The sequence below is a fragment of the Ruegeria sp. AL11 genome (assembly GCF_056540865.1).
The window spans coordinates 91,716-116,427 of the sequence record NZ_JBQFXO010000013.1 but is presented as its reverse complement, the minus strand read 5'-3'; the positions used below and the strand labels follow the sequence as shown (position 1 = coordinate 116,427).

The 24,712-nt window shown below is 55.1% G+C and carries 29 protein-coding genes; 12 read left to right on the top strand and 17 right to left on the bottom strand.

Annotated features, from left to right (window positions below):
- Positions 1 to 5: 5 nt before the first annotated feature.
- The 4 genes from ACR0IP_RS20350 to ACR0IP_RS20335 are packed head-to-tail and all read left to right on the top strand — an operon-like array spanning position 6 to position 3,183.
- A complete protein-coding gene (locus tag ACR0IP_RS20350) occupies positions 6 to 1,046 on the top strand; it encodes an ABC transporter ATP-binding protein (RefSeq protein ID WP_170556211.1) in 1,041 nt (346 codons plus the stop codon).
- 12 nt (positions 1,047 to 1,058) lie between these two features.
- Positions 1,059 to 2,336: an MGH1-like glycoside hydrolase domain-containing protein gene (locus ACR0IP_RS20345; RefSeq protein WP_170556210.1), complete on the top strand. Its 1,278-nt coding sequence runs from the start codon at positions 1,059 to 1,061 to the stop codon at positions 2,334 to 2,336.
- The gene (locus ACR0IP_RS20340) at positions 2,333 to 3,019 is read left to right on the top strand and encodes a D-lyxose/D-mannose family sugar isomerase (RefSeq protein WP_170556209.1); all 687 of its coding nucleotides are present in this window, start codon (positions 2,333 to 2,335) and stop codon (positions 3,017 to 3,019) included. The genes ACR0IP_RS20345 and ACR0IP_RS20340 overlap by 4 nt, the downstream gene beginning before the upstream one ends.
- Positions 3,007 to 3,183: a hypothetical protein gene (locus ACR0IP_RS20335; protein WP_170556208.1), complete on the top strand. Its 177-nt coding sequence runs from the start codon at positions 3,007 to 3,009 to the stop codon at positions 3,181 to 3,183. The genes ACR0IP_RS20340 and ACR0IP_RS20335 overlap by 13 nt, the downstream gene beginning before the upstream one ends.
- 561 nt (positions 3,184 to 3,744) lie before the next feature.
- On the opposite strand, the gene ACR0IP_RS20330 is transcribed toward ACR0IP_RS20335, so the two are convergent.
- Complete coding sequence (locus tag ACR0IP_RS20330; protein ID WP_480527585.1) at positions 3,745 to 4,698, bottom strand: helix-turn-helix transcriptional regulator; 954 nt, start codon at positions 4,696 to 4,698, stop codon at positions 3,745 to 3,747.
- Between the two features lie 208 nt (positions 4,699 to 4,906).
- Complete coding sequence (locus tag ACR0IP_RS20325) at positions 4,907 to 6,175, bottom strand: helix-turn-helix domain-containing protein (protein WP_480527584.1); 1,269 nt, start codon at positions 6,173 to 6,175, stop codon at positions 4,907 to 4,909.
- Between the two features lie 245 nt (positions 6,176 to 6,420).
- On the opposite strand from ACR0IP_RS20325, the gene ACR0IP_RS20320 reads away from it, so the two are divergent.
- The 3 genes from ACR0IP_RS20320 to ACR0IP_RS20310 all read left to right on the top strand — a co-directional run bounded on the left by ACR0IP_RS20320 (position 6,421) and on the right by ACR0IP_RS20310 (position 8,280).
- Positions 6,421 to 7,308: a DMT family transporter gene (locus ACR0IP_RS20320; RefSeq protein WP_480527582.1), complete on the top strand. Its 888-nt coding sequence runs from the start codon at positions 6,421 to 6,423 to the stop codon at positions 7,306 to 7,308.
- A 39-nt stretch (positions 7,309 to 7,347) separates the two neighbouring features.
- Positions 7,348 to 7,725, top strand: a complete 378-nt coding sequence (locus tag ACR0IP_RS20315; RefSeq protein ID WP_480527580.1) for a nuclear transport factor 2 family protein — start codon at positions 7,348 to 7,350, stop codon at positions 7,723 to 7,725.
- Between the two features lie 93 nt (positions 7,726 to 7,818).
- Entirely contained in the window at positions 7,819 to 8,280 is a 462-nt protein-coding gene (locus ACR0IP_RS20310; RefSeq protein ID WP_480527578.1) for a DUF6653 family protein, read from the top strand.
- 67 nt (positions 8,281 to 8,347) lie between these two features.
- Here ACR0IP_RS20310 and ACR0IP_RS20305 read toward each other — a convergent pair whose 3' ends face one another.
- Entirely contained in the window at positions 8,348 to 8,947 is a 600-nt protein-coding gene (locus ACR0IP_RS20305; protein ID WP_480527576.1) for an HdeD family acid-resistance protein, read from the bottom strand.
- 20 nt (positions 8,948 to 8,967) lie between these two features.
- Positions 8,968 to 9,279, bottom strand: a complete 312-nt coding sequence (locus tag ACR0IP_RS20300) for a hypothetical protein (RefSeq protein WP_480527574.1) — start codon at positions 9,277 to 9,279, stop codon at positions 8,968 to 8,970.
- A gap of 163 nt (positions 9,280 to 9,442) precedes the next feature.
- Between ACR0IP_RS20300 and ACR0IP_RS20295 the strand changes: the two genes are divergently transcribed.
- Together ACR0IP_RS20295 and ACR0IP_RS20290 are read left to right on the top strand one after the other, a co-directional pair.
- A complete protein-coding gene (locus tag ACR0IP_RS20295; RefSeq protein ID WP_480527572.1) occupies positions 9,443 to 11,035 on the top strand; it encodes a tetratricopeptide repeat protein in 1,593 nt (530 codons plus the stop codon).
- A 97-nt stretch (positions 11,036 to 11,132) separates the two neighbouring features.
- Positions 11,133 to 11,363 (top strand): hypothetical protein, encoded by a 231-nt coding sequence (locus ACR0IP_RS20290; protein WP_170511112.1) that lies wholly within the window; start codon positions 11,133 to 11,135, stop codon positions 11,361 to 11,363.
- Positions 11,364 to 11,662: 299 nt separating this feature from the next.
- On the opposite strand, the gene ACR0IP_RS20285 is transcribed toward ACR0IP_RS20290, so the two are convergent.
- Positions 11,663 to 12,451 carry a VOC family protein gene (locus ACR0IP_RS20285; protein WP_480527569.1) on the bottom strand — a complete coding sequence of 263 codons (789 nt, stop codon included), beginning with the start codon at positions 12,449 to 12,451 and terminating at the stop codon, positions 11,663 to 11,665.
- A 365-nt stretch (positions 12,452 to 12,816) separates the two neighbouring features.
- Positions 12,817 to 13,242: a VOC family protein gene (locus ACR0IP_RS20280; protein WP_170511118.1), complete on the bottom strand. Its 426-nt coding sequence runs from the start codon at positions 13,240 to 13,242 to the stop codon at positions 12,817 to 12,819.
- A 104-nt stretch (positions 13,243 to 13,346) separates the two neighbouring features.
- On the opposite strand from ACR0IP_RS20280, the gene ACR0IP_RS20275 reads away from it, so the two are divergent.
- Positions 13,347 to 13,940 carry a TetR/AcrR family transcriptional regulator gene (locus ACR0IP_RS20275; protein ID WP_480527567.1) on the top strand — a complete coding sequence of 198 codons (594 nt, stop codon included), beginning with the start codon at positions 13,347 to 13,349 and terminating at the stop codon, positions 13,938 to 13,940.
- A 311-nt stretch (positions 13,941 to 14,251) separates the two neighbouring features.
- Here ACR0IP_RS20275 and ACR0IP_RS20270 read toward each other — a convergent pair whose 3' ends face one another.
- From ACR0IP_RS20270 to ACR0IP_RS20250, 5 genes are all read right to left on the bottom strand, one after another.
- The gene (locus tag ACR0IP_RS20270; RefSeq protein ID WP_480527565.1) at positions 14,252 to 15,742 is read right to left on the bottom strand and encodes a cytochrome-c peroxidase; all 1,491 of its coding nucleotides are present in this window, start codon (positions 15,740 to 15,742) and stop codon (positions 14,252 to 14,254) included.
- A 19-nt stretch (positions 15,743 to 15,761) separates the two neighbouring features.
- Positions 15,762 to 16,094 carry a hypothetical protein gene (locus ACR0IP_RS20265; protein ID WP_480527599.1) on the bottom strand — a complete coding sequence of 111 codons (333 nt, stop codon included), beginning with the start codon at positions 16,092 to 16,094 and terminating at the stop codon, positions 15,762 to 15,764.
- 13 nt (positions 16,095 to 16,107) lie between these two features.
- The gene (locus tag ACR0IP_RS20260; RefSeq protein ID WP_480527563.1) at positions 16,108 to 16,716 is read right to left on the bottom strand and encodes a GNAT family N-acetyltransferase; all 609 of its coding nucleotides are present in this window, start codon (positions 16,714 to 16,716) and stop codon (positions 16,108 to 16,110) included.
- Between the two features lie 70 nt (positions 16,717 to 16,786).
- Entirely contained in the window at positions 16,787 to 17,464 is a 678-nt protein-coding gene (locus ACR0IP_RS20255) for a hypothetical protein (protein ID WP_480527561.1), read from the bottom strand.
- A gap of 36 nt (positions 17,465 to 17,500) precedes the next feature.
- Positions 17,501 to 18,445, bottom strand: a complete 945-nt coding sequence (locus ACR0IP_RS20250; protein ID WP_480527559.1) for a homocysteine S-methyltransferase family protein — start codon at positions 18,443 to 18,445, stop codon at positions 17,501 to 17,503.
- 187 nt (positions 18,446 to 18,632) lie between these two features.
- On the opposite strand from ACR0IP_RS20250, the gene ACR0IP_RS20245 reads away from it, so the two are divergent.
- Positions 18,633 to 19,250, top strand: a complete 618-nt coding sequence (locus ACR0IP_RS20245) for a TetR/AcrR family transcriptional regulator (RefSeq protein WP_209256096.1) — start codon at positions 18,633 to 18,635, stop codon at positions 19,248 to 19,250.
- A gap of 253 nt (positions 19,251 to 19,503) precedes the next feature.
- On the opposite strand, the gene ACR0IP_RS20240 is transcribed toward ACR0IP_RS20245, so the two are convergent.
- Both ACR0IP_RS20240 and ACR0IP_RS20235 read right to left on the bottom strand, forming a co-directional pair.
- The gene (locus tag ACR0IP_RS20240) at positions 19,504 to 19,800 is read right to left on the bottom strand and encodes an AzlD domain-containing protein (RefSeq protein WP_480527558.1); all 297 of its coding nucleotides are present in this window, start codon (positions 19,798 to 19,800) and stop codon (positions 19,504 to 19,506) included.
- Positions 19,797 to 20,477 carry an AzlC family ABC transporter permease gene (locus ACR0IP_RS20235; RefSeq protein ID WP_480527556.1) on the bottom strand — a complete coding sequence of 227 codons (681 nt, stop codon included), beginning with the start codon at positions 20,475 to 20,477 and terminating at the stop codon, positions 19,797 to 19,799. The genes ACR0IP_RS20240 and ACR0IP_RS20235 overlap by 4 nt, the downstream gene beginning before the upstream one ends.
- Before the next feature lie 266 nt (positions 20,478 to 20,743).
- On the opposite strand from ACR0IP_RS20235, the gene ACR0IP_RS20230 reads away from it, so the two are divergent.
- Positions 20,744 to 21,196 carry an Lrp/AsnC family transcriptional regulator gene (locus tag ACR0IP_RS20230; RefSeq protein WP_480527554.1) on the top strand — a complete coding sequence of 151 codons (453 nt, stop codon included), beginning with the start codon at positions 20,744 to 20,746 and terminating at the stop codon, positions 21,194 to 21,196.
- 92 nt (positions 21,197 to 21,288) lie between these two features.
- Here the strand turns inward: ACR0IP_RS20230 and ACR0IP_RS20225 are convergent, their stop codons facing one another.
- From ACR0IP_RS20225 to ACR0IP_RS20210, 4 genes are all read right to left on the bottom strand, one after another.
- A complete protein-coding gene (locus ACR0IP_RS20225; RefSeq protein WP_480527552.1) occupies positions 21,289 to 21,546 on the bottom strand; it encodes a hypothetical protein in 258 nt (85 codons plus the stop codon).
- A gap of 179 nt (positions 21,547 to 21,725) precedes the next feature.
- The gene (locus ACR0IP_RS20220) at positions 21,726 to 22,910 is read right to left on the bottom strand and encodes an alpha/beta hydrolase (RefSeq protein WP_480527550.1); all 1,185 of its coding nucleotides are present in this window, start codon (positions 22,908 to 22,910) and stop codon (positions 21,726 to 21,728) included.
- A gap of 532 nt (positions 22,911 to 23,442) precedes the next feature.
- Positions 23,443 to 23,979, bottom strand: a complete 537-nt coding sequence (locus ACR0IP_RS20215) for an AAA family ATPase (RefSeq protein WP_480527548.1) — start codon at positions 23,977 to 23,979, stop codon at positions 23,443 to 23,445.
- Positions 23,980 to 24,105: 126 nt separating this feature from the next.
- The gene (locus ACR0IP_RS20210; RefSeq protein WP_480527546.1) at positions 24,106 to 24,702 is read right to left on the bottom strand and encodes a LysE family translocator; all 597 of its coding nucleotides are present in this window, start codon (positions 24,700 to 24,702) and stop codon (positions 24,106 to 24,108) included.
- Between the last annotated feature and the right edge of the window lie 10 nt (positions 24,703 to 24,712).

Below are 24,712 nucleotides of genomic sequence, written 5' to 3'. Positions count from 1 at the left end.
CTGTTATGGCTGAAATTCAGATCAAGAACGTCGCCAAGAGCTTTGGGTCTTACCAAGCTCTTCACGACATCAACCTGACCATCGCAGACCAGGAATTTATGGTTCTTCTTGGGGCCTCGGGCTGTGGTAAGTCTACTCTTTTGCGTATCATCGCCGGACTTGAGACAGCTACTACCGGTGAAGTTTGGATTGGAGGGCGTCGTGTGGATCACCTATCGCCCAAGGATCGCGGCATTTCGATGGTGTTCCAGAATTATGCGGTCTTTCCACACCTGACGGTGTTCGAGAACATTGGCTTTGGTCTGCGGATGCAGAAACTGCCTGATGACGAGGTCAAGCGCCGGGTCGAGCGTACCGCTGGTTTGATGCATATCGAGCAGCTCTTAAAGCGCTATTCGGGCGAGCTGTCAGGCGGACAACGTCAGCGTGTGGCGGTTGCCCGGGCGTTGGCAATGGAACCTGATGTGATCCTGATGGACGAACCGCTTTCGAACCTCGACGCACTGTTGCGGATGGAAATGCGGGCTGAGCTAAAAGGTGTTTTGGCCGAAAGCAAAACCACCGCCATCTACGTGACACACGATCAGGTCGAAGCCATGTCAATGGCTGACCGGATAAGCGTTATGCATCAGGGCAAAATCGTTCAGGCAGCCTCGCCTATCGAGGTGTATAGGGATCCAGCGGCCGAGTTTGTGGCCAGTTTTATCGGCAATCCACCGATGAATTTCCTCCCCGCTGAAGCTGCGGGCTCTGGTCGCTGGACAGTGGCGGGACAGAGCTTTGATGGACCGGCAAGTGGCAAAAATCTGAAGTGGGCCATTCGCCCGGAAGATCTGCGCATCACGGATGCAGGCTTTGCAGCACGCGCCAAGGTTGTTGAGCCCTTGGGCGCACATCTGCTGGTAACCTGTGATGTCGACGGGCACCAGTTCCGCGCTGTTCTGGACAGTGAGCTTAGCGTGAAGCCCGGCGATGTACTTACGCTGGCGCCCCAAGAGGGCAGGGGGCGTTGGTTTGACCCAGAAACCACTTTGGCCGTCGCCTAAAGGAGAAGCACAATGAGCCAAGCGCTGATTGATCAGGCCCGCAAAGTCATGGACGGAAATGACCGGGGCAGCTACACCGTGCCCACCCATGGTCTCTACCCCTTCCAGTGGAATTGGGACAGCGCTCTATCTGCGCTTGGCTTTTCACACTACGATATTGATCGGGCATGGGTCGAAATCGAGACCTTAATGGCTCATCAATGGGCCGACGGTATGGTGCCCCATATCATTTTCCATGAACCTGATGATGGGTATTTCCCTGGCCCCGACGTTTGGGGAACAAACCGAGACGTACCCACGACAGGTATTACGCAGCCAGCCGTCGCTGGCTTTGCCTTGCGCAAGATTTTTGATCGCTCGGAAGACAAAGTTCTAGCGCATAGGCGGCTTGCTAATCTACTGCCCAAGATTCATGCCTGGCATAAATGGTTTTACGAGCATCGTGATCCCGAAGCCTCTGGTCTCGTTGCGATCATCCACCCGTGGGAATCTGGGCGAGATAATTCAGTAGATTGGGACGAGGCGCTAGAAGGCGTTCCCATGGAGGGGGTCGCATCATTTACACGGCGCGATACAACACACGCCAACCCTGATCATCGTCCGACGGACGAGCAGTACCGAAGGTATATCTGGTTGGTCCAAACCTTTCGACGTTTGGGTTGGGACAACGCACTACTTCATGACGCTTCGCCTTTCCGCCTTGTTGATCCGGGGTTTAATGCCATCCTGATACGATCCTGCGACGATGTCGCGGAGCTCGCCGAACTCATAGGTGATCCCGATATGGCCCTTGAAGCACGTGCGATGGCGGCAAAGGGTCGTGCGGCGATGGAAAGTCTTTGGAACCCAAAGCTTGGGCAATACACATGCTACAACCGCGCTGCGGGAATTTTGCAGGACACGCCTACGGTCGGCGGAATACTTGCGGCGTTTGCACAAGTGCCAACTGCACGTGCTGAAGCTTTGGTGGCAAGGATCAACTTGTTGTCCCAGCGGTGTGTTTACTTGGTGCCGAGTCATGATCCTGCGGATAGCTCCTTTGACAGCAGGCGCTATTGGCGAGGACCATCATGGCTCATTGTGAACTATATGATCGCCGATGGTCTGATCCTGGCGGGCCAAGAGGCTATGGCACAACGTCTATTAGCAGATAGCATGCGTCTGATCGAGAAAAGTGGCTTTGCGGAATACTATGATCCGATCAGCGGCGAACCGTGTGGTGGCGGAGACTTCACCTGGACGGCTGCAATGGTAATCGAAACCCTTAAAATTCAAAAAGTTCCCGCATGAAACGCTCGCGCATCAACGAGATTATGGCGCATGCAGACGACGTAATTCGCTCTCACGGTTTCACGTTGCCACCTTTCGCCTATTGGACACCCGAGGAGTTCAAGGCACGCGAACGTGACGCCCGACACGTCATAGACGCGCGTTGCGGCTGGGATATCACTGACTATGGTGACGGTGATTTTGATAGGATGGGCCTGTTTCTCTTTACGCTGCGTAACGGTCTACAGAGCGACTTAGCCAAGGGCGGTGGCATGTGCTACGCCGAGAAACTGTTGATATCACGGCAGGATCAGCTGTCGCCTATGCATACGCATGTTCTGAAAGCCGAAGATATCATCAACCGCGGCGGCGCAACTTTGGTCGTGGAACTTTACGGCTCGGATGATACCGGTGGGTTTGCAGAAGACTGTGGCGGTGTGGTCTGGTTAGACGGCATCCGCCACAACTTTGGTCCGGGTGAGAAACTGCGCTTGGAGCCCGGTGAAAGCGTCACTTTACGCCCTGGTGATTGGCACGCGTTCTGGGGCGAAGGTGGGGATGTTCTGATTGGTGAGGTCTCGACCGTCAATGACGATGAAACAGACAATGTATTTCGTGAGCCCATTGGACGTTTCTCTAAGGTTGAGGAGGATGCTTCACCAACACATCTTTTGGTCAGCGATTACTCAAAATGGCTTGGCTGATTGATGAAACCGACAGCGACGATCTGGCTCTGGAATTGGAGAGTTCCTTATTGAACGATCTGAGCCGCCTGCTGTCACAAGGCGTCAATTTGGCATTTGAACTTGTCTACCAAAAAGATGGAGTTCTGAAAGGCGGGCTTCCGAGTACAACATCTGGCGGTTGATTCTCCGTGCGAAGCCTAAGAGTGCATTGTCGGCTAATCACAACGGATTTGCTGGAGGGTTTAGTAGAGGTGTCTCACATCGCGACTGCAAAGCGCATACAACAGTTATTCGAGAGAGAAACACCGAGGCAGGTTTTGTCCGCAGACCGTTGGTTCGCCGGGCACTCAAGTTTGCAGCTGCGGCGAATGGCGGCTTTGTTGGACCACATTGAAGCGATCACCGATTTTGTTTAGCGGCAGGTTTGGGCCCAGTGCTGGCGCAGAGCATTGTGCTGATCAACCAAACTCAAGTAAGATACACTGCGCCGGTTTCCAGGTTGCTAAGAGGCTCACTGGCGTTCATTTGACGGAGACTTGAAGCGCCTGAACCATCGAAACATTAAACAAGCGAAAAAACCTAAGGTGTTGAATTCAATGGGAGGCGAGTCTCAATAATTCAGTCCCATTATTTACGTACTCCGACAAGATGGTTATGAAAACAACCCAAAACGCAGAAGCTAAATTATGTGAAACTTGCGCCTGCGGCCTTTTCAAAGACAAAGCAGTGCGTTTTAGCCGAATTCAGAGATACCTAATCCGCAATTTTTGATCACGGTTACACGCAAGTTCCTCGACCACCTCGTTTGCACTCAAGTTAAACTCTCTCGCGAGAGCCGTGATCTGGATCGGCTGAAAGCTGTCAGCGTTCCGAACCAGTCTGCCGTCTTCAAAAGCGATAAACTCGTGAGACCTGCCACCCCAACGGACGATCCCACCGCATAGTCGCTGGCTTTCCATATTGACCAGTTCGGCCACAGGGTCGGCAAAGAAATCGCTCCACTTAAGAAATCCAGTACTGACTGCCCGCGCCACTGCCTGTTCAATCGTCCGGCTTTTGAGCTTGGTGGTGATCGAAGCAGTCAGTGCCTCTACCATTCGCGAAGAGTGCCCCGTCTGCCGGGCAATGACAGACGGTATCAAACCCGACGCGAGCATCTTCAACACATCCAGCTCGTCGCCAGACAGGGAATCCGAGGGAAAGTTGAATACGGTTTCAATGACATCTAGGGCAAGCAGGTGCAGAACCTGTGCTTCATGGCGTAGGGCAGGGAGCATTCTCGTGATCAATGCGTCCCACTCGGGGCGAGGCGCATTGGACGTGACGGTAAATACGCCCCGCTCCCCGAAGGGGTTGATAACCGGAATGGAAAGACCGTTACGTCCAACGCCAAATTTCCGGGCTGCCTCAAAAAGCGCTGCGTAGTCAGCCTGGTTGTCGAACACTGACCAGTCGATCGGTGCGATCATTGTGGCGCCAAACCGAATGAGGGGATCGGCCAGAACCAGATCGTTGTCGACGTAATACCTGACCCATTCGGCTGAAAACGTGGTGCAACCGTGGACAACGTTGTGATGCTTGTCGATATGGGCGTAGGACGCATTTTCCAGTCCAAACCTGGAGCAAATCTCCTGGAGGTGCGCCTCCCCGGTTTGCCTGAAATCCAGTTCAGAACTGCCAATATCCGCAATTTTCATAAGCTGTCTTTCTGTTCCGCGTTGCCGTTGGGGCCGATTAGCAACCTAAAGCTGAACAAACCACTCGGGAATTCCCGTAGCCAATCACAGATCTGAATACTGTTCTGTTCTGGAGGCGGAAACAGAGCAAAATCTTGCCGATGAGGCGCATGAATTTGCGAAGCTGGCAACATACCAACGGGCAGGGTTTGAGCAACGATCTCGTATCCTAGCGAAGTCCATCCTCATCCTCCCGCGCCCTTCGGGCCAACAAACCCATGAAACTGGAAATCAGATTCAACTCCCCGCGCTCATCTGCGTGCACCATACCGCGCAGATATCCGCCCGGATTAACCACTGGTGGCAATCGTGGATCGCTCAGCCTCGCGTCTGTGATCAACCCGGCCAGGATTGCACCCATCACGGTCAACCGTTCGATAGCCGCATGCCAGGCGGAGATATTGGTGCCGATCTCAGACAGCCGGGACCAAGTGCCGGTCTCGATTGCATAGAGGCTTGGATTGGAATTTCGATCTCCACCACCGGCGATATCGATATGCATGCACAACTCGGGTGAGGCCAGTTCATACAGGATGTGATTGTTCACCCGAGGCAGGTTTTGGGCCTTGCATGATATCAGATCCGTCGGATGATTGCTTTCTAAGCAATTCGGAGGGCCGGCAGGCCCGGAGCCAGAACAATCTGGTTCCGAGGCTTTAGCCGAGGACATTTTCTCCTCGCCATCGGCGTTACAGGACAGAATTTTTTCTTCAATTTGGTCTTGTATATGGGGCCCGAAACCTGCTTCGGGTTCACCCGAAATTCCAGCGTGTTTTGCGACATACTCTTCGATCCGTTTCCAATGGTCATGGGCCGCCTGAACATGTGATCTGAGGGCATCCAATGACAGGTATTTTAGCTTGTCAGCGCGCGGCCAGGATCGAAGTTCCTCCTTCATGCCTTCCAGACTTTCAGGAGGGCAGGGGAGTGATGAAAGCACCGCAAGACTACACTTCACATATCGGTAAAGCCGTGATCGATCCCCGCGCAGCTCGTCATGCTCTTTCTTCTCAGCCTTGCTGCGCACGTCCGCGTCGCGCATCTCGGGAATGAGGTTCAGGGCTGGGGTCAGGAAGAGGCCAAGCCCTTTGCGCTTACACCGCGCGCCATTTGCCCCAAGCCTACGTTCAATCAAACCAATGGATTCCAGTTCGCGTTCATGGTTGTAAATTGTTCGATCTGTCACGCCTCGCCCGGCAATGAGGGTTTCCTGGCGCGCGTAGCAAAAGGGTTCCTGAGACGGGTCTCGAAACGCGCATGGCGTAATCATATCGATGATGATCTCTAAGGTGCGAATACACTGGGCGGATGCGCCTCTGATCTGGGCATGGCACACACAGAGCTGCCGAAACCGGTCCCGGTTCCAGCCCTCGGGAAGGCCGTTGTGGAAGCGCTTCGCGTCTTGAAACCGGGCAGATGAGATTTGACGGAAACTCATGGCTTCGACCTCACTGGGCGTGACCCCGGCAGATCCGCGGAGTGTCGCGCGGTGGTGTGTTTGTTTTGGGGGATTTGCTTCATGTTCTGCTTCTCAATCTTGAAGCAAAGCGGGTCAAACCTCAGCGAATAAACACAGAAAAACCGTTCGCACAGATGCGTTTGTCCTTGTCAGTAATTTGGGAGTTTCCTATAAATCAGGTGATCAAACGTGACTTAGGAAGATCCCGTGTATCAGCGCTGATCATGGCCATCGGCGTCCTGGTGGGGGTCAGTTTCACTTTGTCCAAATTCGTCTCGATGGCGGGAATATCTGCTCTGACCGCTTTGTTCTGGCAGGTTTTGCTGGCAAGCATCGCGCTGTTGGCGTTGTGTTTGCTGCCGAAGAAGCGGGTGGCGCTCGACACGCGGCACATCCCCTATTATGTCGGTGCCGGAGTTTTCGGTGTCAGCGGCCCCGCTGTGATCGGGTTTCTGGTGCTGGAGCACGTGAGCCTTGGGTTCTATTCCGCCCTTGTCACGCTGTCACCGCTGTTTACCTTTGCGATAACGGCACTGATCGCGCGCAGGACGCTGCCGTTGCACCGCCTGATTGGTATTCTGATCGGCCTTGCAGGGGTCAGCCTTGCCACCATGGGTGGATTTGACCTGTCGGGTGTCGAGCCCGCGTGGATTGCCCTGTCGCTTTTGGGGCCCTTGTTTCTGGCCTGCGGCAACGTCTTTCGCAGCTATGCCTACCCGCCCGGCGGCGATCCGTTGGGGCTGGCGACCGGAACGCTTCTGTCACAGCTGGTGCTGATTTCCGCCCTGTTACTGGGACGCGGCAGCACAATCAGCGACGTCTCGGTGCCCCCTGCCCTGCTTGGCGCAATCTTAGGCATCGGATCCATCACCGCGCTCTGCTATGCGCTGACCTTCGAAGTACAGCGGCGCACGGATGGCGTTGGGTTCGCGCAGGTCGGCTATTTTGCCACGCTTTCCGGCATCGCAATCGGGGCAATTGTCTTTCGGGAACCTCTTGGCCTCGGACTGCTTGGGTCCCTCGCAATCCTGTTCCTTGGGCTAGCCGTCACCAACGGCCACCTGAAACTCCCAACGGTCCTGCACCGAGGGTCACAGGCCAACCAGACTTAGACCCACCGAAAACTTTCAAACAGAAAAGGAAACCAAAACATGCAAATCACGGCCCCCACCACAGCGGCTCACGCGCCCCGGATCGCGTCCCTTTATTCAGCGGTTGACGCGCTCGACGAAGCCGGCGTTGTCGAGCATGTCACCGAAGACGTGCAATTCCAGCTTGGCAATTTCGAACAGATTGACGGGCGCATAGCCGTGCAAGCCGCGAACGCGGAATTCTTTGCCACGATCCAGGATATGCAACATACCATCACCGGCATCTGGTCCAGCGGCGATACCGCGTTCTGCGACGGCACCGTTCACTACACGCGCAAGGACCAAAGCACACACGACGTGCGCTTTGCTGCACGGTTCAACTTTCGCGAGGACAGGATCGCGGATTACCGGGTGTATGTGGATATCTCGGGTCTTTGACCCGCATGGTCAGGGCGGCGCGCGTTGCCTGCCGCTCTGGCCGACGCGGGAAGAAGCGGCCATAATTGCGATCCAGCTTCGGAAGAGGGTTCGATGACCGATGTCGTCTGGGACCGGCACACCAACCCGTGGAGCGGCTGGAGCCGTCTGAGCATCCCGCCCCTGTTCGTTCTGGCCGTCTGGAGCCGGGTTTGGCTGGGCTGGTGGTGCCTTGTCCCAATCGGAATTGTTGTCTTCTGGACATGGTGGAACCCGCGCGCCTTCCGCAAAACGGCCAATCCGGATAACTGGATGTCCAAAGGTGTACTTGGGGAACGGATCTGGCTTGCGCGCGCGAAATCGCCGATCCCTGCAAGGCACCGCCAGATGCCTCTTGTTCTGGCCGCAGTCAGCGCTGTCGGTATCGGCCCCTTGGTCTGGGGGCTTTGGCAGCTTCAAATCTGGCCGACGCTTCTGGGGTTGCTGCTGGTTATGGGTGGCAAGCTGTGGTTTCTGGACCGCATGGTCCGGCTGTTTGAAGACACTCGGGCGGCGAGCGCCGGGCAAGGAATATAGCGGCGCAGTGAAAACGGAAAGCAGGAGCATCAGATGCCCCTGCCATTCCGGGTTCGCCAGGGCGCGCTTAAGCTTGCGGGCCCCCATGCGCCAAGGACCGCTGCGCCAGCCCCAAAGACATCAGGGATACACCGGCGAATATCAGGTTCAGGCCGGCAAGAACCCCCAGCAGAACAAGGGACGTGCCATTGACGATACCGGACAGGATCAGGCCGCCAAGCAGGATGGCCATCGCGCCGGACGCAATCATCAGCTCCATGGGCCGCTCCTGACGCGACCGAATGGCAATTACGATCCGCAACACACCTTCGGCCAGAAAAACCGCGCCAAGCGCAAGGGTCAGTGCCAGAACGCCGCCGAACGGATCAAGCAACAGAACAAGCCCCGCAAGCGCGTTCAGAACACCGATGGCCAACAGCCAGAAGAACCCTTTCCACGCCTTTTCCGCAAATGCCTGAATCGCTGTGACGATGCCTCCGCCCAGCAGGGCCACGCCGACAAAGGCTTCGACGGCCAGCGTGGACATCAGCGGGAAGGCTACGGCGCACAGCCCTACACAGAGCATGGCGACGCCGAGCACAATCAGCCAGACCGGTCGAGGCTGCCAACCGGCGGCCTCTTCCATGAGCGCGGGATTCGGCACGGTTTCATTAACTGAATCAGTCATGTCGACCTCCGGGATCAGGGTCAGGCGACCGAATTGTCGAGATGATCGCGATAGGCGGCAACGGCGGCGTGCAAGGCTTCCCAATGGTTCTTCGCCTGATCATGCGCTTCCGTCACAGCGTCTTCGCCTTCTTTCTGGATGCGATCAGCAAGGTCAGTGACCTTATCTTTTGCTTCCTGCAGATCGGATTGCAGCTTTGTCACCTGCTCCTGGGTCCACTTGTCGGTCGCGTCGCCCGCGTCCTTGACCTTCTGTTCGAACGATTTCAGCTCGTCCTCGACACGGGTATAGTCGTCCTTGGCTTTCTGTACGAATTCGGAAAATGTTGTCATGGTTCAGTCCTTTCATGGGTCATATGTTCGCTGGGCCCGTTTGAGCGCCATGACCCGGACCCTCGCAATTCCCCGGCCCGCGTCCGAGTGAGTCACGGTTAAACCGCCGCGCTGTCTTGTGACGCGGCTCGTCATCGGACAAAGTTGGGCGACGGAGGGAAACATGCTTGCCGAAGTAAGCTCTGCCATAGATCCGCGCGCCATTCAGGAACAACTGAAGCGCATCCTCGTCAGTCCGCATTTCGCGGATACCACGCGCCTGAACCGCTTTCTGTCGCATATTGTCGGCGAAGCGCTTGCCGGACGGTCCGAGACGCTGAAAGGCTATGCAATCGGCATTGACGTATTCGACAAGCCCGAGGATTTCGACCCCACTATCGACACGATCGTTCGGGTTCAGGCCAATAAAATGCGCAGCCGGCTGGATCTCTATTACGCTCAGGAAGGGCGCGACGACCCTGTTCGAATTCATATTCCCAAGGGGTCCTACGCGCCGGTTTTTGAGATCGCGTTTGACCCCGAACGCCGGGCCGATGCCGAAACGCCCCCGGCGTCAACAGGCCGGGTTGCGGTGGCCGTGATGCCCTTTGACAACCTGAGCGGAGACCCGTCGCAGGAATATCTTGCCGACGGGTTTACCGAGGAAATCATCTCGGCCATCGCCCGGTTTCGCGAAGTGAGCGTGTTGTCCCGGCACGTCACCTTTCGCTTTCGCGGGCGCGGCCGCGATCCGTGCGCGGTCGGAAGCGAACTGGACGTCCAATATCTGGTTGAAGGCAGCGTGCGCCATTGGGACAACAAGCTGCGCGTGACCGCCCAGTTGATTGATGCGGAAACCGGTCATCAGGTTTCCGCCGACACGTATGACCGCGACCTGAGCGCGGACAGCCTGTTTGAAATTCAGGACGACATCGCCGCGCGGATCGCCACGGAAATCGCGGAACCCCATGGTGTGATCCATCGAACGGGTGCCGTACAGCGCAGGGCGCAGACGCACACGCTTGATGCCTATCAGTGCCGGTTGCTGGCCACCGAATACTGGCGAGAGCCGACGGCCGAAAAACACAAGAAGGTCCGCGACCTGCTGGAGCGCGCCGTTGAGATTGATCCCGAATATGCCGGGGCCTGGGGGATGCTCGCGATTGTCTACGGCGACGAAGTGCGCGGCGGGTTCAATTTTCGCAAATCCCCCCCACCCTTTGATCGCGCGCTGGAGGCCGCGCAGCGGTCGGTCGCTTTGGATCCGCTGAATGCCACCGGCCAGCACGCGTTGTTTCTGACCCATTTTCATCGCGGCGAGTTCGAAAGCTTTGAAGACGCGGCTGAAAAAGCCTTGCGCGCCAATCCGAACTATCCGGACATGCTGGCCGATCTGGCGGCCTGCTTTGCCCTGCGCGGCGATCTGGAAGAGGCCGCGAGACTGAGCGCCCGGGCGATCGAGCTGAGCCCCAACCCGCCCGGCTGGTACCACGCAAGCACGTTCCTGATCTGTTTCATGAAAGGTGATTACAGCGGCGCGCGGTCAGCGGCGCGCAAGGTCGGGGGTGGCATGTGGAATGGCTCCGAAGTGCTTGAGCTTATGTGCGTCCCTTACACGGAAGCGGATGCCGACTTGGGTTCAATCCTGTTGGCCCTGAAGACCAACATTCCCGATGTAGACCGGTTTATCCGGACGCTCTACACGATCTGGCATGTGCCTTCGGACATCTCACAGAAAATGACTGAGGCACTGCGCGCAACCGGGGCGCTGGACTGAGGTCGGGCCGTCAGGATTTTAACGGTGACTCACTCTGCCCGTTCGACCACTGTGCGTAGGCTGGTCCTGACATCGCAACCAGACCCGGAACCAACCAATGCTAACTCTACCTCAGCGCCTTGATCTGATGAAATTGGCGACGGATATTGCAAAGACCAAAGCCAGCTGGTCCGAGGAAAAGCCAGCCAATCTGGAAGAGGAAGTCCTTTCTATATTCGAGCTGCTCAAGCCAAGTATAGAAAGCGGCAGCGCGTTTGAGAACACCAGCATGTCCGATGTGAAAACCGCCGTTGATGTCGCCTCGACCATTGACGGTTTCCTGGAATAGCCGGTACTTGTTTTCAAGGCCAAACAATGCCGTTTCGCATCAGGATGTTGCGTGCTCACAATACTAACAACTATCAAGTGCAATCGCCCCGACTCGAACCTTAAGTATGGTTCTCGCACACTTCGCCAGCAGCGCGCTTTCCTGCCTTCGCTGCGTTTGTGAAAACTGGCGCTAAATGTATTATCTCTAACGGGGCAAAGTGGAATTGCGTTACGCTTGTACTACAGTCAGATTTGAGATTTTTGACCCACTTGAGGATGCCGCTATAAACAATAGACTGCGAACCTTGCGACCGAGCATCAATTCTGGACGACACAGCACAATGCCCCAGCTGCATCGCATACCAAACCTTTCTCAAAAGTGTTTTTATTATTCTGATGACGAGCAAGCACGGAACCTGGGCCTGAGTTGATCTTGCTCAGCGCGTTTTCGAGAAAGTCGACGCGAACACCCGGCGCCCACGCCACGTTATTGTTGGGAACTGCAGGTTCCGCTGCACATATCGCCAACACTTCGTCTTTTAGACTAATTGGTCTCTGTGACGAAGGTACGTTTCTAGCAGGTGAGAGATTCCATCCGAACATTTGGTGGTAGAAGTTGTCGGGGAATACGCCGCTACGGGATAGGTAGTGTTCATGCGTAAACTGACGAGCGGGGACAGGGTATTCGTGTCGCGAAACTGATACACCGAAGAATGCGCCAAGCGGATCACGTAAGAGGCAGTTCCGACCAACCCCAGGAACTTCAAAGGGAGGTTTCACTACTGATCCTTCAAGCTTGACGGCGAGTTTGGCGGCCTGATCTACGTCTTCGACTTCAACATAAGGAATCCACCCTTCAAAGAGCACCAGATTTTGAGAAACAATCCCGGCCCCTGCCTCTCCATCGAGAGTGGCGAGGACAAAATCTCTGTGGCCACCGCCCCATGCGAAATCTGTGGCGTGTTCGACAATATAGCTCCAACCCGCCACGCTTTCGTAAAATGACCTGGAAGCTTCCACATCAGGCGTGAAAAGATCGTGCCAGACAATTCGGCCAACTTTTTCTTTTGTCACCGCGACTTCATCCAAACTGCTTCGGTTCGCCATAACTCTCGCTTGCGGTCCAAATATTGATGCAGATCAATTTGCGCGGTTTTGGTCCGTGAAGTCACTTAATTCAGTGGCTACGTTGGCGATCAGCCATTCTGCAAATTTACCCATATCATCCGTTGCGGGGCGATCCGAAGGCTAGGCGAAGCAATATTTACCAGCGTTAACGGCTTCACTGAAGGGTTGTATCAGGCGGCCGTGTTCGATGTAGCGTTCGAACATGGGCACAGGTAACAAGGCCGCCCCAGTACCAAAGGTGGCCAACTCGGCGAGGGCCACTGATCTGTCCAGAATTGGTCCCTTTACACGCGGGCAAATCGTTCCAACTGCTTCGAACCAACCTGGCCACCCGGCACCCTGAATTACGACGGCACCGCGTCGGCCGCATATTGAGACAGGAATTCCTCTGAGGGCGGGATCTGAGTGATAACATCAATCAGTACCCCGTTTGGATCGCGATAAATCGCATGGCGTTGACCAAACGGCTCGCTCACAAGTGACTTTGCCACCGGAACTCCTTCCGACCGAAGTCGTTCATCCACTTTGTCGACATCCTCGACTTCAAAGTTGAGGATCATACCCTTAGACGCACCGCGGGAAACCTCTGGGATCGTCTCGTGGTTTGACTGGACGACCGCGAGATTGACCGACGGATCCGCTTCACTTTGTAGATGCACATACCAATCCGCCTCGAATGCTGCGCGGAAGCCAAAGTGACGTTTGTAGAACTCTGCCGTTTCAGAAACCGTTTCAGACTGAATGACCGGGTAATATTGTGTGACACGCATTTCTTTATCTCCCTAACTTACATGCAATGTGTATGTATCATAGATTTGCAAATACATGCAAGATGTATGTAGGGTGCTTGTAGTGATATTCGGAGCCGTCAATCTTGCCCCCAGAAAAACCCGCCCGACGCAGCCAGGCAGACCGGCGCGCAGAAACGCGTGCCAAACTCCTGGTGGCCGCCCGTGAACTGTTTGTGGATTCGGGATTTGCCGATACTGCAACCCCAGACATTGTACGTAAGGCCAGCGTAACTCGGGGCGCGCTGTATCATCATTTCAAGGACAAGGCTGACCTTTTCCGCGCCGTCGCAGAAGAGGAGGCCAAAGCGATCTCACACCATATTGACCAAGCAACCCGCAATGTGGCCGATCCCGAACAGGCCATGGTGACAGGATCGAATGCCTTTTTTGAAGCGATGTTGGTTCCAGGTCGGGTGCGCCTCCTGATGGAAGAGGCACCAGCGGTATTAGGGCATAGCGTTGCTGTCGCGTTGACTCGAGCCAATGGAACAGCAGAACTTCGTGAAGGGCTTTCGCGGGCTCTTCCTGAGCATTCACCAGAGCAGATCGATGCTTTGACTAATTTGTTGTCGGCAGCGTTTGATCGCGCCGCTCTTGAGATCGCCTATGGGGGCGACCCAGTGACTTACAAAAAAGCTATGAACCACTTGGTTGGTGAAGTGCTCAAGGGAAAATAGCAGACCTCGGAAGCCCCGCAGTATGGGTCCCTACCCTTTCTTCCGTGAGTTACTCGGCCCATATGAGACACTCACCACCCAGCTCTGATGCTGTGGTCGCAGCCCGTATTGCCGCCGTTCGCTGCAACTGCGAAATCTGGAAATGATCATACTCACAGATTGAGGACAAAGCGCCACTTCATAGCGCTTGCGCCAAGGAACGCTTTGCGAACTACGGCGTGTTTGAGAATCTAGCAAATCCAGCGTGCTCCATCATCTCGAGCGCAGTCGCTTTGTCCTTCACAAAGAGAAAATTGTGGTCGAGTTCCATTTCAATACTTCGGTTGAGGCTGTGGCGGCAGGCCGGATGCGACGCTTTTAGGTATCATGTGGCTCCGACTTTCAGCCGTCGGATCGGTGAGCGCGTGCAAAAAGGCGATCAGGTTTTCGATCTCTTCGCCAGTAAGCTTGATTGGTGAAAGCTCGTTCCTATCAGCAATGCGTTGACGAAGTTGAGGAGACGCCATCACCCATGTGTCTCGCTGTTCAAACGCATGGCGACGTTCCGCTTCCAAGGGAACGAAGCGCAATTGCGATCCTCGCGCGGCAATGCGCTTAAGGTGCTCAATTGGCGGTAGGGCGATATCGGAAGGGTCAAAGGCCGAAAGACCTGCAAGGGGGTTGAGGTGGTGGTGAACCATATCCTCCAATGAAGTGAACGCCCCGCTGTGCCCCCACGGCCCCGTCAGCGCGACATTGCGCAACGACGGTGTTCGGAAAGCAAATAGGTCTTCGGAGTTCCCCGTGACGCGATAGCGACCCTCGTCCTCCATACGTGCCGCCAAACCAGTCTCAGCGAGGTATGTCATGTCGCCCCCATGCCCTTTGCCAGGGCCGATCTGCGGAACGGCGATGGCATGGAACTGGTGATCGGTCAGTAAGGGTCCACTGTGGCAGCTTGCACATCGCGCAGCCCCGTAGAAGAGAGTAAGGCCTTCTTGCGCATCCTGTGTGAGAGTCGACAGATCACCAGTGCGCAAAACCGTATCGAAGGGGCTCTCATCTGAGCGGAACGCCGTCGTTTGAAAGGCTGCAAGGGCGTCAGCGATATGACCGTATGTGACTTGCTCAGCACCCGTTATCTCGGGGTACGCGGCACGCAGCATCTCCAGATAGTCCGGAATGTCGGCTACCCGCGCCGCAAGGCTACCCCAGATCTTTGGCCTGTTTTCGTAATGGGCGGCATTTGCAATAGAACTTTCGCCATACTGGCCTGCCATTTCAATTGGTGATGTGACCGGAAAGAACGCCTGCGCAGCCAAGGGGCTGGCAACGTCTGAGGGAAGATCGGCTCCAGCAGGATTACGGATCGGGCCCGCAGCATCGCCCGGGTTCAGCGTTTCGACACGCCCGTCGTGAAACAACGACACATAGCTGCGCGCACCGATGTTCCACAACGGTTGCGCGTTGCGGGGCACCCGTCCCGTGACCGGAACAGCCGTCACACGCTTTGGACCTGCACCGGTTCCGCCCTCTCCGATGCCAAGCGCAAGACCGTCGCCCGATCCAAACGCTGGATCATGGCAGGTACCGCAAGAAATGTTGCGGTTGCCCGACAGGACCGGATCGAAAAACAGGTTTCGTCCCAGTTCGACCAGCTTTGGATCGGGTGCGCCATCGTACAAATAGTCCTGATCCTTCAGCGGCGAAGGCAGCGAGAGTTCGGATGTAGCCCTGTCACCCCGGGCGGGGGAAAGAACCGCGACAAACGCCACGCCGGAGAGCGCGGCACACAACACCAAGGACAAGCAGCGAGAGGTCATTTCGGTCACCAAGTTTACGTCAGCGCGATTGCGAGAAGAGCCAGATGCTGACGATGGCGAGGCCCAGGCCCGCTAATTGCGGCATCGCGAGGCGCTCTCCGAAGAGCACCACCCCAAGGAGGGACAGCGCGATGACCTGGCTCATGCTGGACATGACGGCCCCTTGCCCGAGACCGTGTGCCAGCAGACGAATATAGGCCAGATTGCCAAGCCCCAACGCAAGAACGGCGAGAAGCAGGACATAACCCAGACCTGTGTCCGCAAACTGTTTGAGAAGAACGCTGCCCAGCGTAAAGCTGGCACCAGCGGCCGATAATATGAGCCAATAGGAGGACATCGAGGCGTCTTTCAGAGTGTGTTTGGACTCAGGCAGCTTCGTCTGAGAGGGATTTCATCAGCAGCAGAACGTCGCCGGTGTAATAGGGCGGGCTTGGATGCAGACGCACAGGTTCGCTTGCCACCTGCTTGTAGCCCTGCCGCGCATAGAGGCGCACGGCACCAGTGTTCTGGGCGTAGACTTGAATGCTCATCTTGTCGAAGCCATTCTTGCAAGCGAGGTTCTCTGCCGCGGACAAAAGCTGTGATCCGACACCCTGGTTTTGATCTTCGGTAAAAACCGCCAGCGCATTGATGAACCAGGTGTTCACCGACAGTTTTTCAAGTGCGACAAAGGGGGCAATGGGCGCTGGTAAATTATCTGGGTTCTCGGTTGGGCCCTCGGTGATCGGGTAGCTTAGCACTATACCGATTGGGTTGCCGCCCGCTTCCGCGACAAGCGCATTCGTGTAAGAAAATCCACCGGTCTTGCGCTTGGCGCGTTCGATACCGATTTCGAGCGGTGTTTGGCCTTCAACGCAGGCGCGGGTCCACAGCCAATTCGGGATGCCTTCGCCAGCAACATCGATCAGTTTGGCAAGGCTTTTGGCATCCGAAGGTTCGGCCTGTCGGATAAATTCTGTGGTCTGCTTATTCATGCTTCTGTTCTCTCTTACATGTGGGGTGGTGGGTGGACGGCGTTGCCGCCCAACCATTTTGCATGGGCCGTCATGTTGACGGGATCATGTGCTCTTCAAAGATTGGTCCAACCGGAGAGCCTGAATCCCATTCTAGGTGGTCACCTTCATGGACCGGCATAGGTTGATCGCCATTGCTTAGGTAAGTCGCATCCTGTGCCTTCGCCTCATCCATCTCGGGCGCTTCAAACGCGTATGTCGCGCTAAGGCCCCAGAAGTCATTGAACCCGAGGGTTGTTTGGATCAAACCACCATCGATATCCGCAAAATCGCCAGTTGCCCCGGTCACCGGGCGCAGGTTGGGCTGACCGATATCGGCGATCTCGGTACCTTGTGTCACGAGGGTCGCGCCATCTTTGAATGCAAAGGTCTGGCGGCTGATGATCCAGACACCGGTGGTCGCGTTACCACCTTCGCCAACAAAGTATCCATCGCAGGTCCAAGTTCCCAGAACGAGATCGGGGAAAGCAGGGCTACCATCTTCCAGGACACCCACGGTGCCATCGGCGAGCGTGCCCTCAGGATAGATATAGCCTTGGCTTACAAAAGCATTGCCGTGCGCAGGCATGCCGTTTTCGTGAACGGGTTGCGCAGACATGAAGATACGTGTGTGATCTTCGGCCACGTCGAACGCGGTGGGAGCTGCGGCCCAAGCGAAAGTTGCCAGCGACAGCGCGATGGCGGAGGAGGTGATGAGTGTCTTAAACATAAAGAGTCCTTTCAGGGAGGTTTGACTGAGAAGATTTCAAGCTGCGGTCAGCGGGTGGTCATGACCCGCTATGCAGCCCACATGCCGGTGGTCGGTGCCACAGCACCCGCCCAGTACCCGGATGTTCGGAAGGCGCGAGACAAGCTCCGCGCTAAGCATGCCAAGCTCCACCGGATCGCCGTCGTCGAGAACCTCGGCTTCGTCTAGTTCAGCATGGCTTTGACGGGACGCATTGGACCGGATACCGCAGATGCGCAGAGTCCAGGCCGCCGTCGTATCGAGAATCTCGCGGAAGTGGTCGGGGTGCGCGCAATTGATCATGTAATAAAGCGGGCCGCCATTGGTCGCGGCATCGACCTCTACAATCGCTTCGCCTAAGGGCTGGCCTGATGGAAGATGTCCGTCGGTTTCCAACGTGAAGGCGATAGCAACTGGTACATCAATCTCTTTTGCCGCCTGCACGATGCCGATGGCTTCACCTGCGTGAGTGAGAGTCATGGCACTGATTAGGTCGACACCGGCCTTGCCGAGCGCATGGATCTGCGGCGCATGTATAAGCAGCGCTTCCTGTCGCGATATTTCAGCGTCCGGCGCATAAGCGTCACCTGCTGGTCCAACGAGCCCGTTGAGCAGGATCGGACAAGTTTCCGTCTCATGCTCAGCCCGGAGCATGGACACGAAGGAAACGGCCGTTTGATTGGTCTCCATCACCTCTTTCAGCGTCAAACCAAGTGGTCCCGCCCAAGCCGTGCCGGCGCGCCAAGTAGGTGCATCAAGAATGAATCCGCGACCCGATGCTTTCGCGATGTCGATGAATCGTTCGTAATAAGCGCGCAGATCAGCGCGACCTTGTTCAGTATCCAGCAAAACCGCCGCCGAAAAGCAGGGCAGGTCATAACCTTTGTCGAAGATCAGGAATGTTTCCAGTCCCCCGTCAGAGAGGAAGAACCGGCGGGTCTCTTTGAGTTTCTGAATACGCATCGAAGCTGTCCTTGTTCGTTGATACCAAGGGGATACCCTAAGCCTTCGCACGACAGATAGTTGCCGCGTGGTCCGGTTGTTTAGTTTGTCTTTTTGCTGTAATTTCAGAGGGTAACCCGAAGCACGCTGACCGCACCTTTCGCCAGGACAAGGTCAACTGGACTCGTGGTACAGTGGGAGGCCGACATTGGAGCAAAAAGTCGACACGCGGAGCCGAATCCTCGATATTGCGGAGGCGGCAGTTCTGGATAAAGGGTTTGAAGCCACCTCGATCGAAGAGATCGTTGCCGGAGCCGAGATTTCGCGTGGCGGCTTCTTTTACCACTTCAAAGACAAGAACGCCTTGGCCCGCGCATTGCTGGAACGCTACATCGAAACCGAAGACGCGCTCTACGACGACCTCTTCGCGCGCGCCCGTGAGTTGAACGATGATCCGCTACACTGCATGCTGATCGGCTTGAAGTTGCTGGCCGAAATGCTCGAGGAGATGCCCGAGGGGCACCCGGGCTGCGTGATCGCGTCCACGGCCTATCAGGACAGGCTCTTCGACGAGGGGGTGCGAGAGTTGAACCGCCAAGCCATATTGGGGTGGCGCAAACGCTTCCGGGGGATGTTCGAAGAAATCGCTGCCAAATACGAACCTAAGGAGCCGGTCAACATGGATGCCTTAGGCGATATGGTCTCCGGGGTGGTCGAGGGTGGCTTGGTCCTTCAACGCGCGCTTCGAGAGCACAACAATGCCTCCGAGCAAATCATGCTATTTCGAACATATCTGAAGCTCTTGTTCGCTCCAAAACCAGACTAGCGACCGGTCAATTGAGTCTCTCTGCGCTCTCGATACCGCGAACTTCAATCGTGTGTTCAGCACATCGAGGAATATTTAAGCTATCACAGCAAGTAGACATTTGTGCAAAGTGCAGCATTCAGTAGTTTGGGCTCGCTCCGATCTTTCTGAACGCTATCGAAGAGTGGCAGATCTCAGCCCCAAATCCCATCAGTTTGTAAAGGTTCATCGCGAGGCTTTCTCGCAGCCTTCGTCTGAAAGGTCGGCTCAAACTTCAACCAATAAAGACGCCGACGCCATTGAGAGCCAACACGCCAAACAACATCGCGATGACGACGTTGTTTGTGACATAGGTTGCTGCAAGAGCCGCTACCGCCGAGATCCAACCAACCACAGACTCATTTGCAAGCGACACCGCAACCAGACTGACAAGGATCAACCCAGGAAGCTCCTTCAGGATCCAGGAATGCTTGGACCGTCGAATCCATTGGCCGGCAGCGAGCCCCGATATTCTGACCATTATCGTCGTTATCGCCAGAAATCCGATAAGATACAAATGAGCCGAGGTCATGGATGCTCCTCCTGCAGAACTTTCTGAAGATAAATTGCGACTAATCCTGCGAAGGCACCGGCCAAAATTCCAAACGCGGAAGAGATGCCAATACTGCAGGTTCCCAAGGCGAATACTGCCGCGGTCAACCAGGGTAGCAACTGTGACTTTCTTTGCCATAGCCCATAAGTCATCGCTATGAATGCAGCCGTGAATGCAAAGCCAATTCCGTAGCGCTCTAGGCCAGGCAGCGTGTTTCCGACCGCAGCGCCCATCGTGGTGGACAAGACCCATACACCTATCATGACGAGGCCAGAACCATAAAGAAATGCCGCTCCAACATCGGGTGATCTTTCCCGTTGCGCCATCGTCAGTGCCCAGTTTTCATCACTGACCAGGTGGATGGCGAGTAGTTTTTGTTTGATGGAAAGACCGTCCAGAACCTCTGACAGAGACGCAACAATTGCAACATAGCGCAGATTGAGCACCGCCCCCGCGATGATTGCTGCAATAACCGAGCCGGTTGTGGAAAGCTGTTCGACGGCGACGATCTGCGATGATCCCGCATATACGGAAGCACTAAGTAGGCCCACACTCCACCAGGTAAAACTTGCTTGTGCAGCCAGAATCCCGAATGCGAATCCGTAGAACGATGCAGCCAGTGCAAGCGGCAGAATGGCAATCGCGCCGCGTTTCATGTGCGGACGCCTGCGACGGTGCAAAGCTTGGTGAGCCATAGCCGCGAAAGTACAAAAAAAGCACGTTTATCCCGGTTTCGAACTTTAGGTGGATTGTGTTTCGTTCCAATAAACATCCTGTTTGCCTCCTTCGTTTTCGCAAACAAGACCTAACAATTGCCGAAGCGGCGAACTCGTAAAACGCGCTGCCGTCGCACTAAAATCTCGCATCCTCTCGCGATCTCTGCGAGATTTCCGCAGTAGAGCCGTTTATTGGGTGTCGGGTTATGAAAGAAGTTGATGAATTCGACAGGCGCATTCTTGCGCTAATGAAGGTGGACAGTCGTCGGACCGGCGATCAGCTTTCCGGCGATGTCGGCTTATCTCCTGCTGCTTGTCTGCGACGCGTGCAGCGGTTGCGAAAAATTGGCGCAATCGAGAGAGAAGTTGCTATTGTTTCGCCACAGCTAGAAGATCGCCCCCTGGTTATTGTTGTCCTGCTTTCAATCGAAGGGCATAATCCAAAAACAATGGATGAATTCTGTCGCAACCTGCGAAAAAGCCCGACTGTGAACAGAATGTTATGGGTTACGGGCGACGACGATATCGTCCTTATCCTGCATTGCTCTTCCATGACGGAATTTGACGAGTTCGTAACGACCTATTTGAATGGCAGCCCTGTATCCGGCTACAAAACACTGGTTTCGATGCGCGAGTACAAAATATGGGACAAGCGGTGACTGGGTAGTCGTGGCAACACCGCGTGATACCTACAGTTGAAAACCAAAAACATTTATTCCGGGCATGCTGTTCCTGGGTGCGATCATAAAGATCAGTGTTGTGCCGCAAACCCATTGCCGTTGGCGGAAACGATGTAGCGAAATGCATGCAGTTCTGTTGCAGGAACTAAGCCGCCTCTAGACTGAATGCCGCAAGCCAAGAATCCTCTAAAATTGGAACTCGTTGCCTTCACGCTCACCATTCCAGATAAAGAGCACATGGTCGACGACTCAATTTTGCCGCCGTAAAACACCGCAATGTCTGTTTTCTCTGTATTGCCGTAGTTGGGGCACCGCGCAACGTCGGTCAAATTGGGCTCCTTGCAGACCTCGGTGCAGAAGCAGCACAAGCCCCTGCCCCGTTTTCCACGTCACGTCCAACGGCCCAAACCTGCCGTTCACCTATTACTCAGATTGATGCGGTTGCGGCTCGCATTGTCGACATTCGCCATAAGAGCAAAGCCTGAGGTTGAACCCACAGACTGCGGAACTAAGCCGACCTTAGGAAGTCGAGCGATACATGCATAATCGTTTCCCATGCGTCTGTTCCTGGCAGAGGCACGTGATTTCTACCTTCAACGATTCTCAACTGTGCATCTCGCAGCAACGAGGCCAGCAAGCTAGATTGGCTTATTGGATTGACGGAATCTTCAGTTGTGTGAATTACGAGGACCGGCACCCGTACTTGGTCGAGGATGTTTGATACGTCGAAGGTGTCTATCGAACGCCTGAGTTCGATCGCAGTGTCTGGTGATGCTGAGGACAACTGCATCTTACACATGTCATCAATCTGTGCCGCCGATGCTTCGGGCATAAATAACGTCGCATATGCTTTGCCAAATGCACCGCTTGGCTTGCCCCAACCCTCTGATATTAGGTCAAGGAAGGTATCCGCCTGAACAGAGTTGGGTTCGGGCTCACGGACGGCGCGGCCCTGAACAAAACCACCGTACAAGACCATTCGGCTGACGCGCTCAGGATAGGCGGCCGCGAATGCCAGCGACACAGGCACCCCCTGTGAAGTCGCCCAGATCGGAAAGCGTTCGAGTCCGGCGTCGTCGGCCACAGCAAGCATGTCCTCGACCAGCCGTTCAAGCGCGAAGTCAGTCGCGGAGGCTCCCGAAAGCCCGGTCCCCCTCTGATCGTATCGCGTAAGAGAAAAATGTGCGCTAAGGCGATCAAGCGTCGGTCGCCTGACTTCACTCTCCCAATCCATATTCAGATGCGTCAGGAATTGCCCAGCCCTCATCAAAGGCGGACCTTCGCCGCTGGTAGCGTAGGCGATGACAGTGCCATCCACGGATCGGGCAACTTTAGTGATCTGGCGATCAGAGCGTGGTGTCTTTGTATCAGGGCTTGTCGACGCGACGCCGGAGACTTCAACAGAGAACCGATACCCCCGCTTACTCAGCGTTTCGAGCATGCGGTTCGCACGATCGTTGTCGCCAATGGCCCGCCTGACCGCATTGATCCTGGTTGAAATAGTTGAATCTGAGACAATTCTGCCATCCCAGACATATTCAATAAGGTCGTCGCGCGAGACTACTATTTCTGGATTCCGCAAGAAGTATGCCAACAGGTCGAAAACCTGCGGCTCAAGACGTACGGATTTACCTGACTTCCAAAACATCTGCCGATCAGTATCGACAGCGCAATCTCCGAAAGTGACCTTCATAGACAAAGCATGACTCAATGTAGGCAATCCGAGAAGGCCGAAAATTTCTCAAGAAAATCTGGATGCTCTCTTCAAGTATTCACCCGACTGCGAAGGCACGGTGTTCACGTCGCAAATGGAGCAAACACATGCCAACCCCTAATTCTCAAATGCCTGACCTTCGCCAAATCGGCGCTGATTGTGCATTCGGTCGCAGCCAGCAATGCGATTACATATTTTCTGCTGTCCGTTCAGTTCTTATTCGACTTCGCCATTTTGCCACAAACACGCAAGACAACAGAACGCAAAAATAGGTTCCGAACTCTTCTTCGCCGCGCCAGCACTAGGGTTTTATTTGGGCTCTTTGCAAACCTCGGAGCAGAAGCAGCATTAGCCCCTGCCCCGCTTGCCATGACCCAGCCATCGGCCCATTGCCGAAATAGGGCACGGTCTGGGAATGCTGCGGTCGCAGCCCGCGCAGAGGACATTGGCGCCCGCGCGCAGTTCCCAGAGCTTTTTGATGACTAAATCGCGCACCAAGCAGTCTTCCAAACTAAGCCGTACCAATTTTGTCCAGCACGAATTCAACCCGCTCGTTCACGGATAACCTTGGTATAACCAAAACCTCGTAACCAAATTCATTCAACCCACTTTCTATGCGATGATACTCCTCTACCGCAGCTTGAAAATCATGTCTGCGGGCCGCGTCGCTTGCGAATAGTTTTTTCCAAGGTGGAAACAAAAACACTGGCTCGGAGTAAACACGGGCATTACCTAGTGTTTCACCTAACGATGGTCCGCAGGAGTATTCTAATGCGACCGCGGCATCAATGAGACCCCTGTCAAAAAACACTGGACCGCGATGTACTTGAGCTGCTTCTAAATCAGATCGAGCGATTTCGACGGCGCGCATGGCGAAGGCTTTCATATTTCTCCAAGGCAGGGCTTTGCCGTCACCAACAATTTCATACTCAACGATACGCCGACCCGGTTCCGATACAGTCGCAAATCCACGATTGCTCAAAGCGTCAAGGAGCGTGGATTTTCCACCGCCTGAGCAACCCGTCAGCAAGATGAACCTGTTTCTCAAATTTCGAATCTCTTCATCTGTTCAATTCATGATCACGTTTGAAAACGCAGCGATATTTCAGGCTATGGTAAGGCTTTAGTCCTACCTACGACAGTGCGGCCCGTCAAAGCTGTGAACTCATTTCCCTCAAATCCAAAGCTGTAGTATCGAAACCAATAGGAGTGTCGCCATCGCTCCATTGAAGATGTGCCAATGCCAGTCAGTACGCAGTGAGTTTGCGATGAACCCTCCTGCCAAAACCCAAAGCGACAGGGAAATACAAGCGCACACCAGAAACACAGCGGCAAGAATGCTGCCAAGCAAAAAGGGATCTGAGACCAAGTTGGAGAAAGACGAAGCGACTCCCATCGCCATCGCCCAGGCCTTTGGATTGACAAGCAACAGCGCCGACCCGACCAGGAAACTCATGGGTTGTGCCTCGCTTAAGCATGTGGCCGAAGGCGATCCGGCAAATCCAATTTTCAGTGCCAGCCAGACAAGATACGCTGACCCAGCTGCCTTAATAGCAGAACTCAGAAAAGGTGTGGATTGCAGGGTGGCGGCCAGACTGGTTCCGGACACAGCCACCAATAGAGCTAGTGCAAAGGCGATTCCCAGAACTAAGGGCAAGCTTTGTAGATAACCAAACCGCGCGCCAGACGCTGTTGCAAGCGCTGTTGCCCCGCCGGGAGAGCCGGTGGCGATCAGCGCAAAGAGTATGAGAGCCCAAATCTGATCTGGCATGTTTCACCAA

Bases quoted from the DNA above. Each gene is read 5' to 3' on its own strand.
- ACR0IP_RS20350 (WP_170556211.1), top strand. From the start codon at position 6: ATGGCTGAAATTCAGATCAAGAACGTCGCCAAGAGCTTTGGGTCTTAC.
- ACR0IP_RS20345 (WP_170556210.1), top strand. From the start codon at position 1,059: ATGAGCCAAGCGCTGATTGATCAGGCCCGCAAAGTCATGGACGGAAAT.
- ACR0IP_RS20340 (WP_170556209.1), top strand. From the start codon at position 2,333: ATGAAACGCTCGCGCATCAACGAGATTATGGCGCATGCAGACGACGTA.
- ACR0IP_RS20335 (WP_170556208.1), top strand. From the start codon at position 3,007: ATGGCTTGGCTGATTGATGAAACCGACAGCGACGATCTGGCTCTGGAA.
- ACR0IP_RS20330 (WP_480527585.1), bottom strand. From the start codon at position 4,698: ATGAAAATTGCGGATATTGGCAGTTCTGAACTGGATTTCAGGCAAACC.
- ACR0IP_RS20325 (WP_480527584.1), bottom strand. From the start codon at position 6,175: ATGAGTTTCCGTCAAATCTCATCTGCCCGGTTTCAAGACGCGAAGCGC.
- ACR0IP_RS20320 (WP_480527582.1), top strand. From the start codon at position 6,421: ATGGCCATCGGCGTCCTGGTGGGGGTCAGTTTCACTTTGTCCAAATTC.
- ACR0IP_RS20315 (WP_480527580.1), top strand. From the start codon at position 7,348: ATGCAAATCACGGCCCCCACCACAGCGGCTCACGCGCCCCGGATCGCG.
- ACR0IP_RS20310 (WP_480527578.1), top strand. From the start codon at position 7,819: ATGACCGATGTCGTCTGGGACCGGCACACCAACCCGTGGAGCGGCTGG.
- ACR0IP_RS20305 (WP_480527576.1), bottom strand. From the start codon at position 8,947: ATGACTGATTCAGTTAATGAAACCGTGCCGAATCCCGCGCTCATGGAA.
- ACR0IP_RS20300 (WP_480527574.1), bottom strand. From the start codon at position 9,279: ATGACAACATTTTCCGAATTCGTACAGAAAGCCAAGGACGACTATACC.
- ACR0IP_RS20295 (WP_480527572.1), top strand. From the start codon at position 9,443: ATGCTTGCCGAAGTAAGCTCTGCCATAGATCCGCGCGCCATTCAGGAA.
- ACR0IP_RS20290 (WP_170511112.1), top strand. From the start codon at position 11,133: ATGCTAACTCTACCTCAGCGCCTTGATCTGATGAAATTGGCGACGGAT.
- ACR0IP_RS20285 (WP_480527569.1), bottom strand. From the start codon at position 12,451: ATGGCGAACCGAAGCAGTTTGGATGAAGTCGCGGTGACAAAAGAAAAA.
- ACR0IP_RS20280 (WP_170511118.1), bottom strand. From the start codon at position 13,242: ATGCGTGTCACACAATATTACCCGGTCATTCAGTCTGAAACGGTTTCT.
- ACR0IP_RS20270 (WP_480527565.1), bottom strand. From the start codon at position 15,742: ATGACCTCTCGCTGCTTGTCCTTGGTGTTGTGTGCCGCGCTCTCCGGC.
- ACR0IP_RS20260 (WP_480527563.1), bottom strand. From the start codon at position 16,716: ATGAATAAGCAGACCACAGAATTTATCCGACAGGCCGAACCTTCGGAT.
- ACR0IP_RS20255 (WP_480527561.1), bottom strand. From the start codon at position 17,464: ATGTTTAAGACACTCATCACCTCCTCCGCCATCGCGCTGTCGCTGGCA.
- ACR0IP_RS20250 (WP_480527559.1), bottom strand. From the start codon at position 18,445: ATGCGTATTCAGAAACTCAAAGAGACCCGCCGGTTCTTCCTCTCTGAC.
- ACR0IP_RS20240 (WP_480527558.1), bottom strand. From the start codon at position 19,800: ATGACCTCGGCTCATTTGTATCTTATCGGATTTCTGGCGATAACGACG.
- ACR0IP_RS20235 (WP_480527556.1), bottom strand. From the start codon at position 20,477: ATGAAACGCGGCGCGATTGCCATTCTGCCGCTTGCACTGGCTGCATCG.
- ACR0IP_RS20230 (WP_480527554.1), top strand. From the start codon at position 20,744: ATGAAAGAAGTTGATGAATTCGACAGGCGCATTCTTGCGCTAATGAAG.
- ACR0IP_RS20220 (WP_480527550.1), bottom strand. From the start codon at position 22,910: ATGAAGGTCACTTTCGGAGATTGCGCTGTCGATACTGATCGGCAGATG.
- ACR0IP_RS20210 (WP_480527546.1), bottom strand. From the start codon at position 24,702: ATGCCAGATCAGATTTGGGCTCTCATACTCTTTGCGCTGATCGCCACC.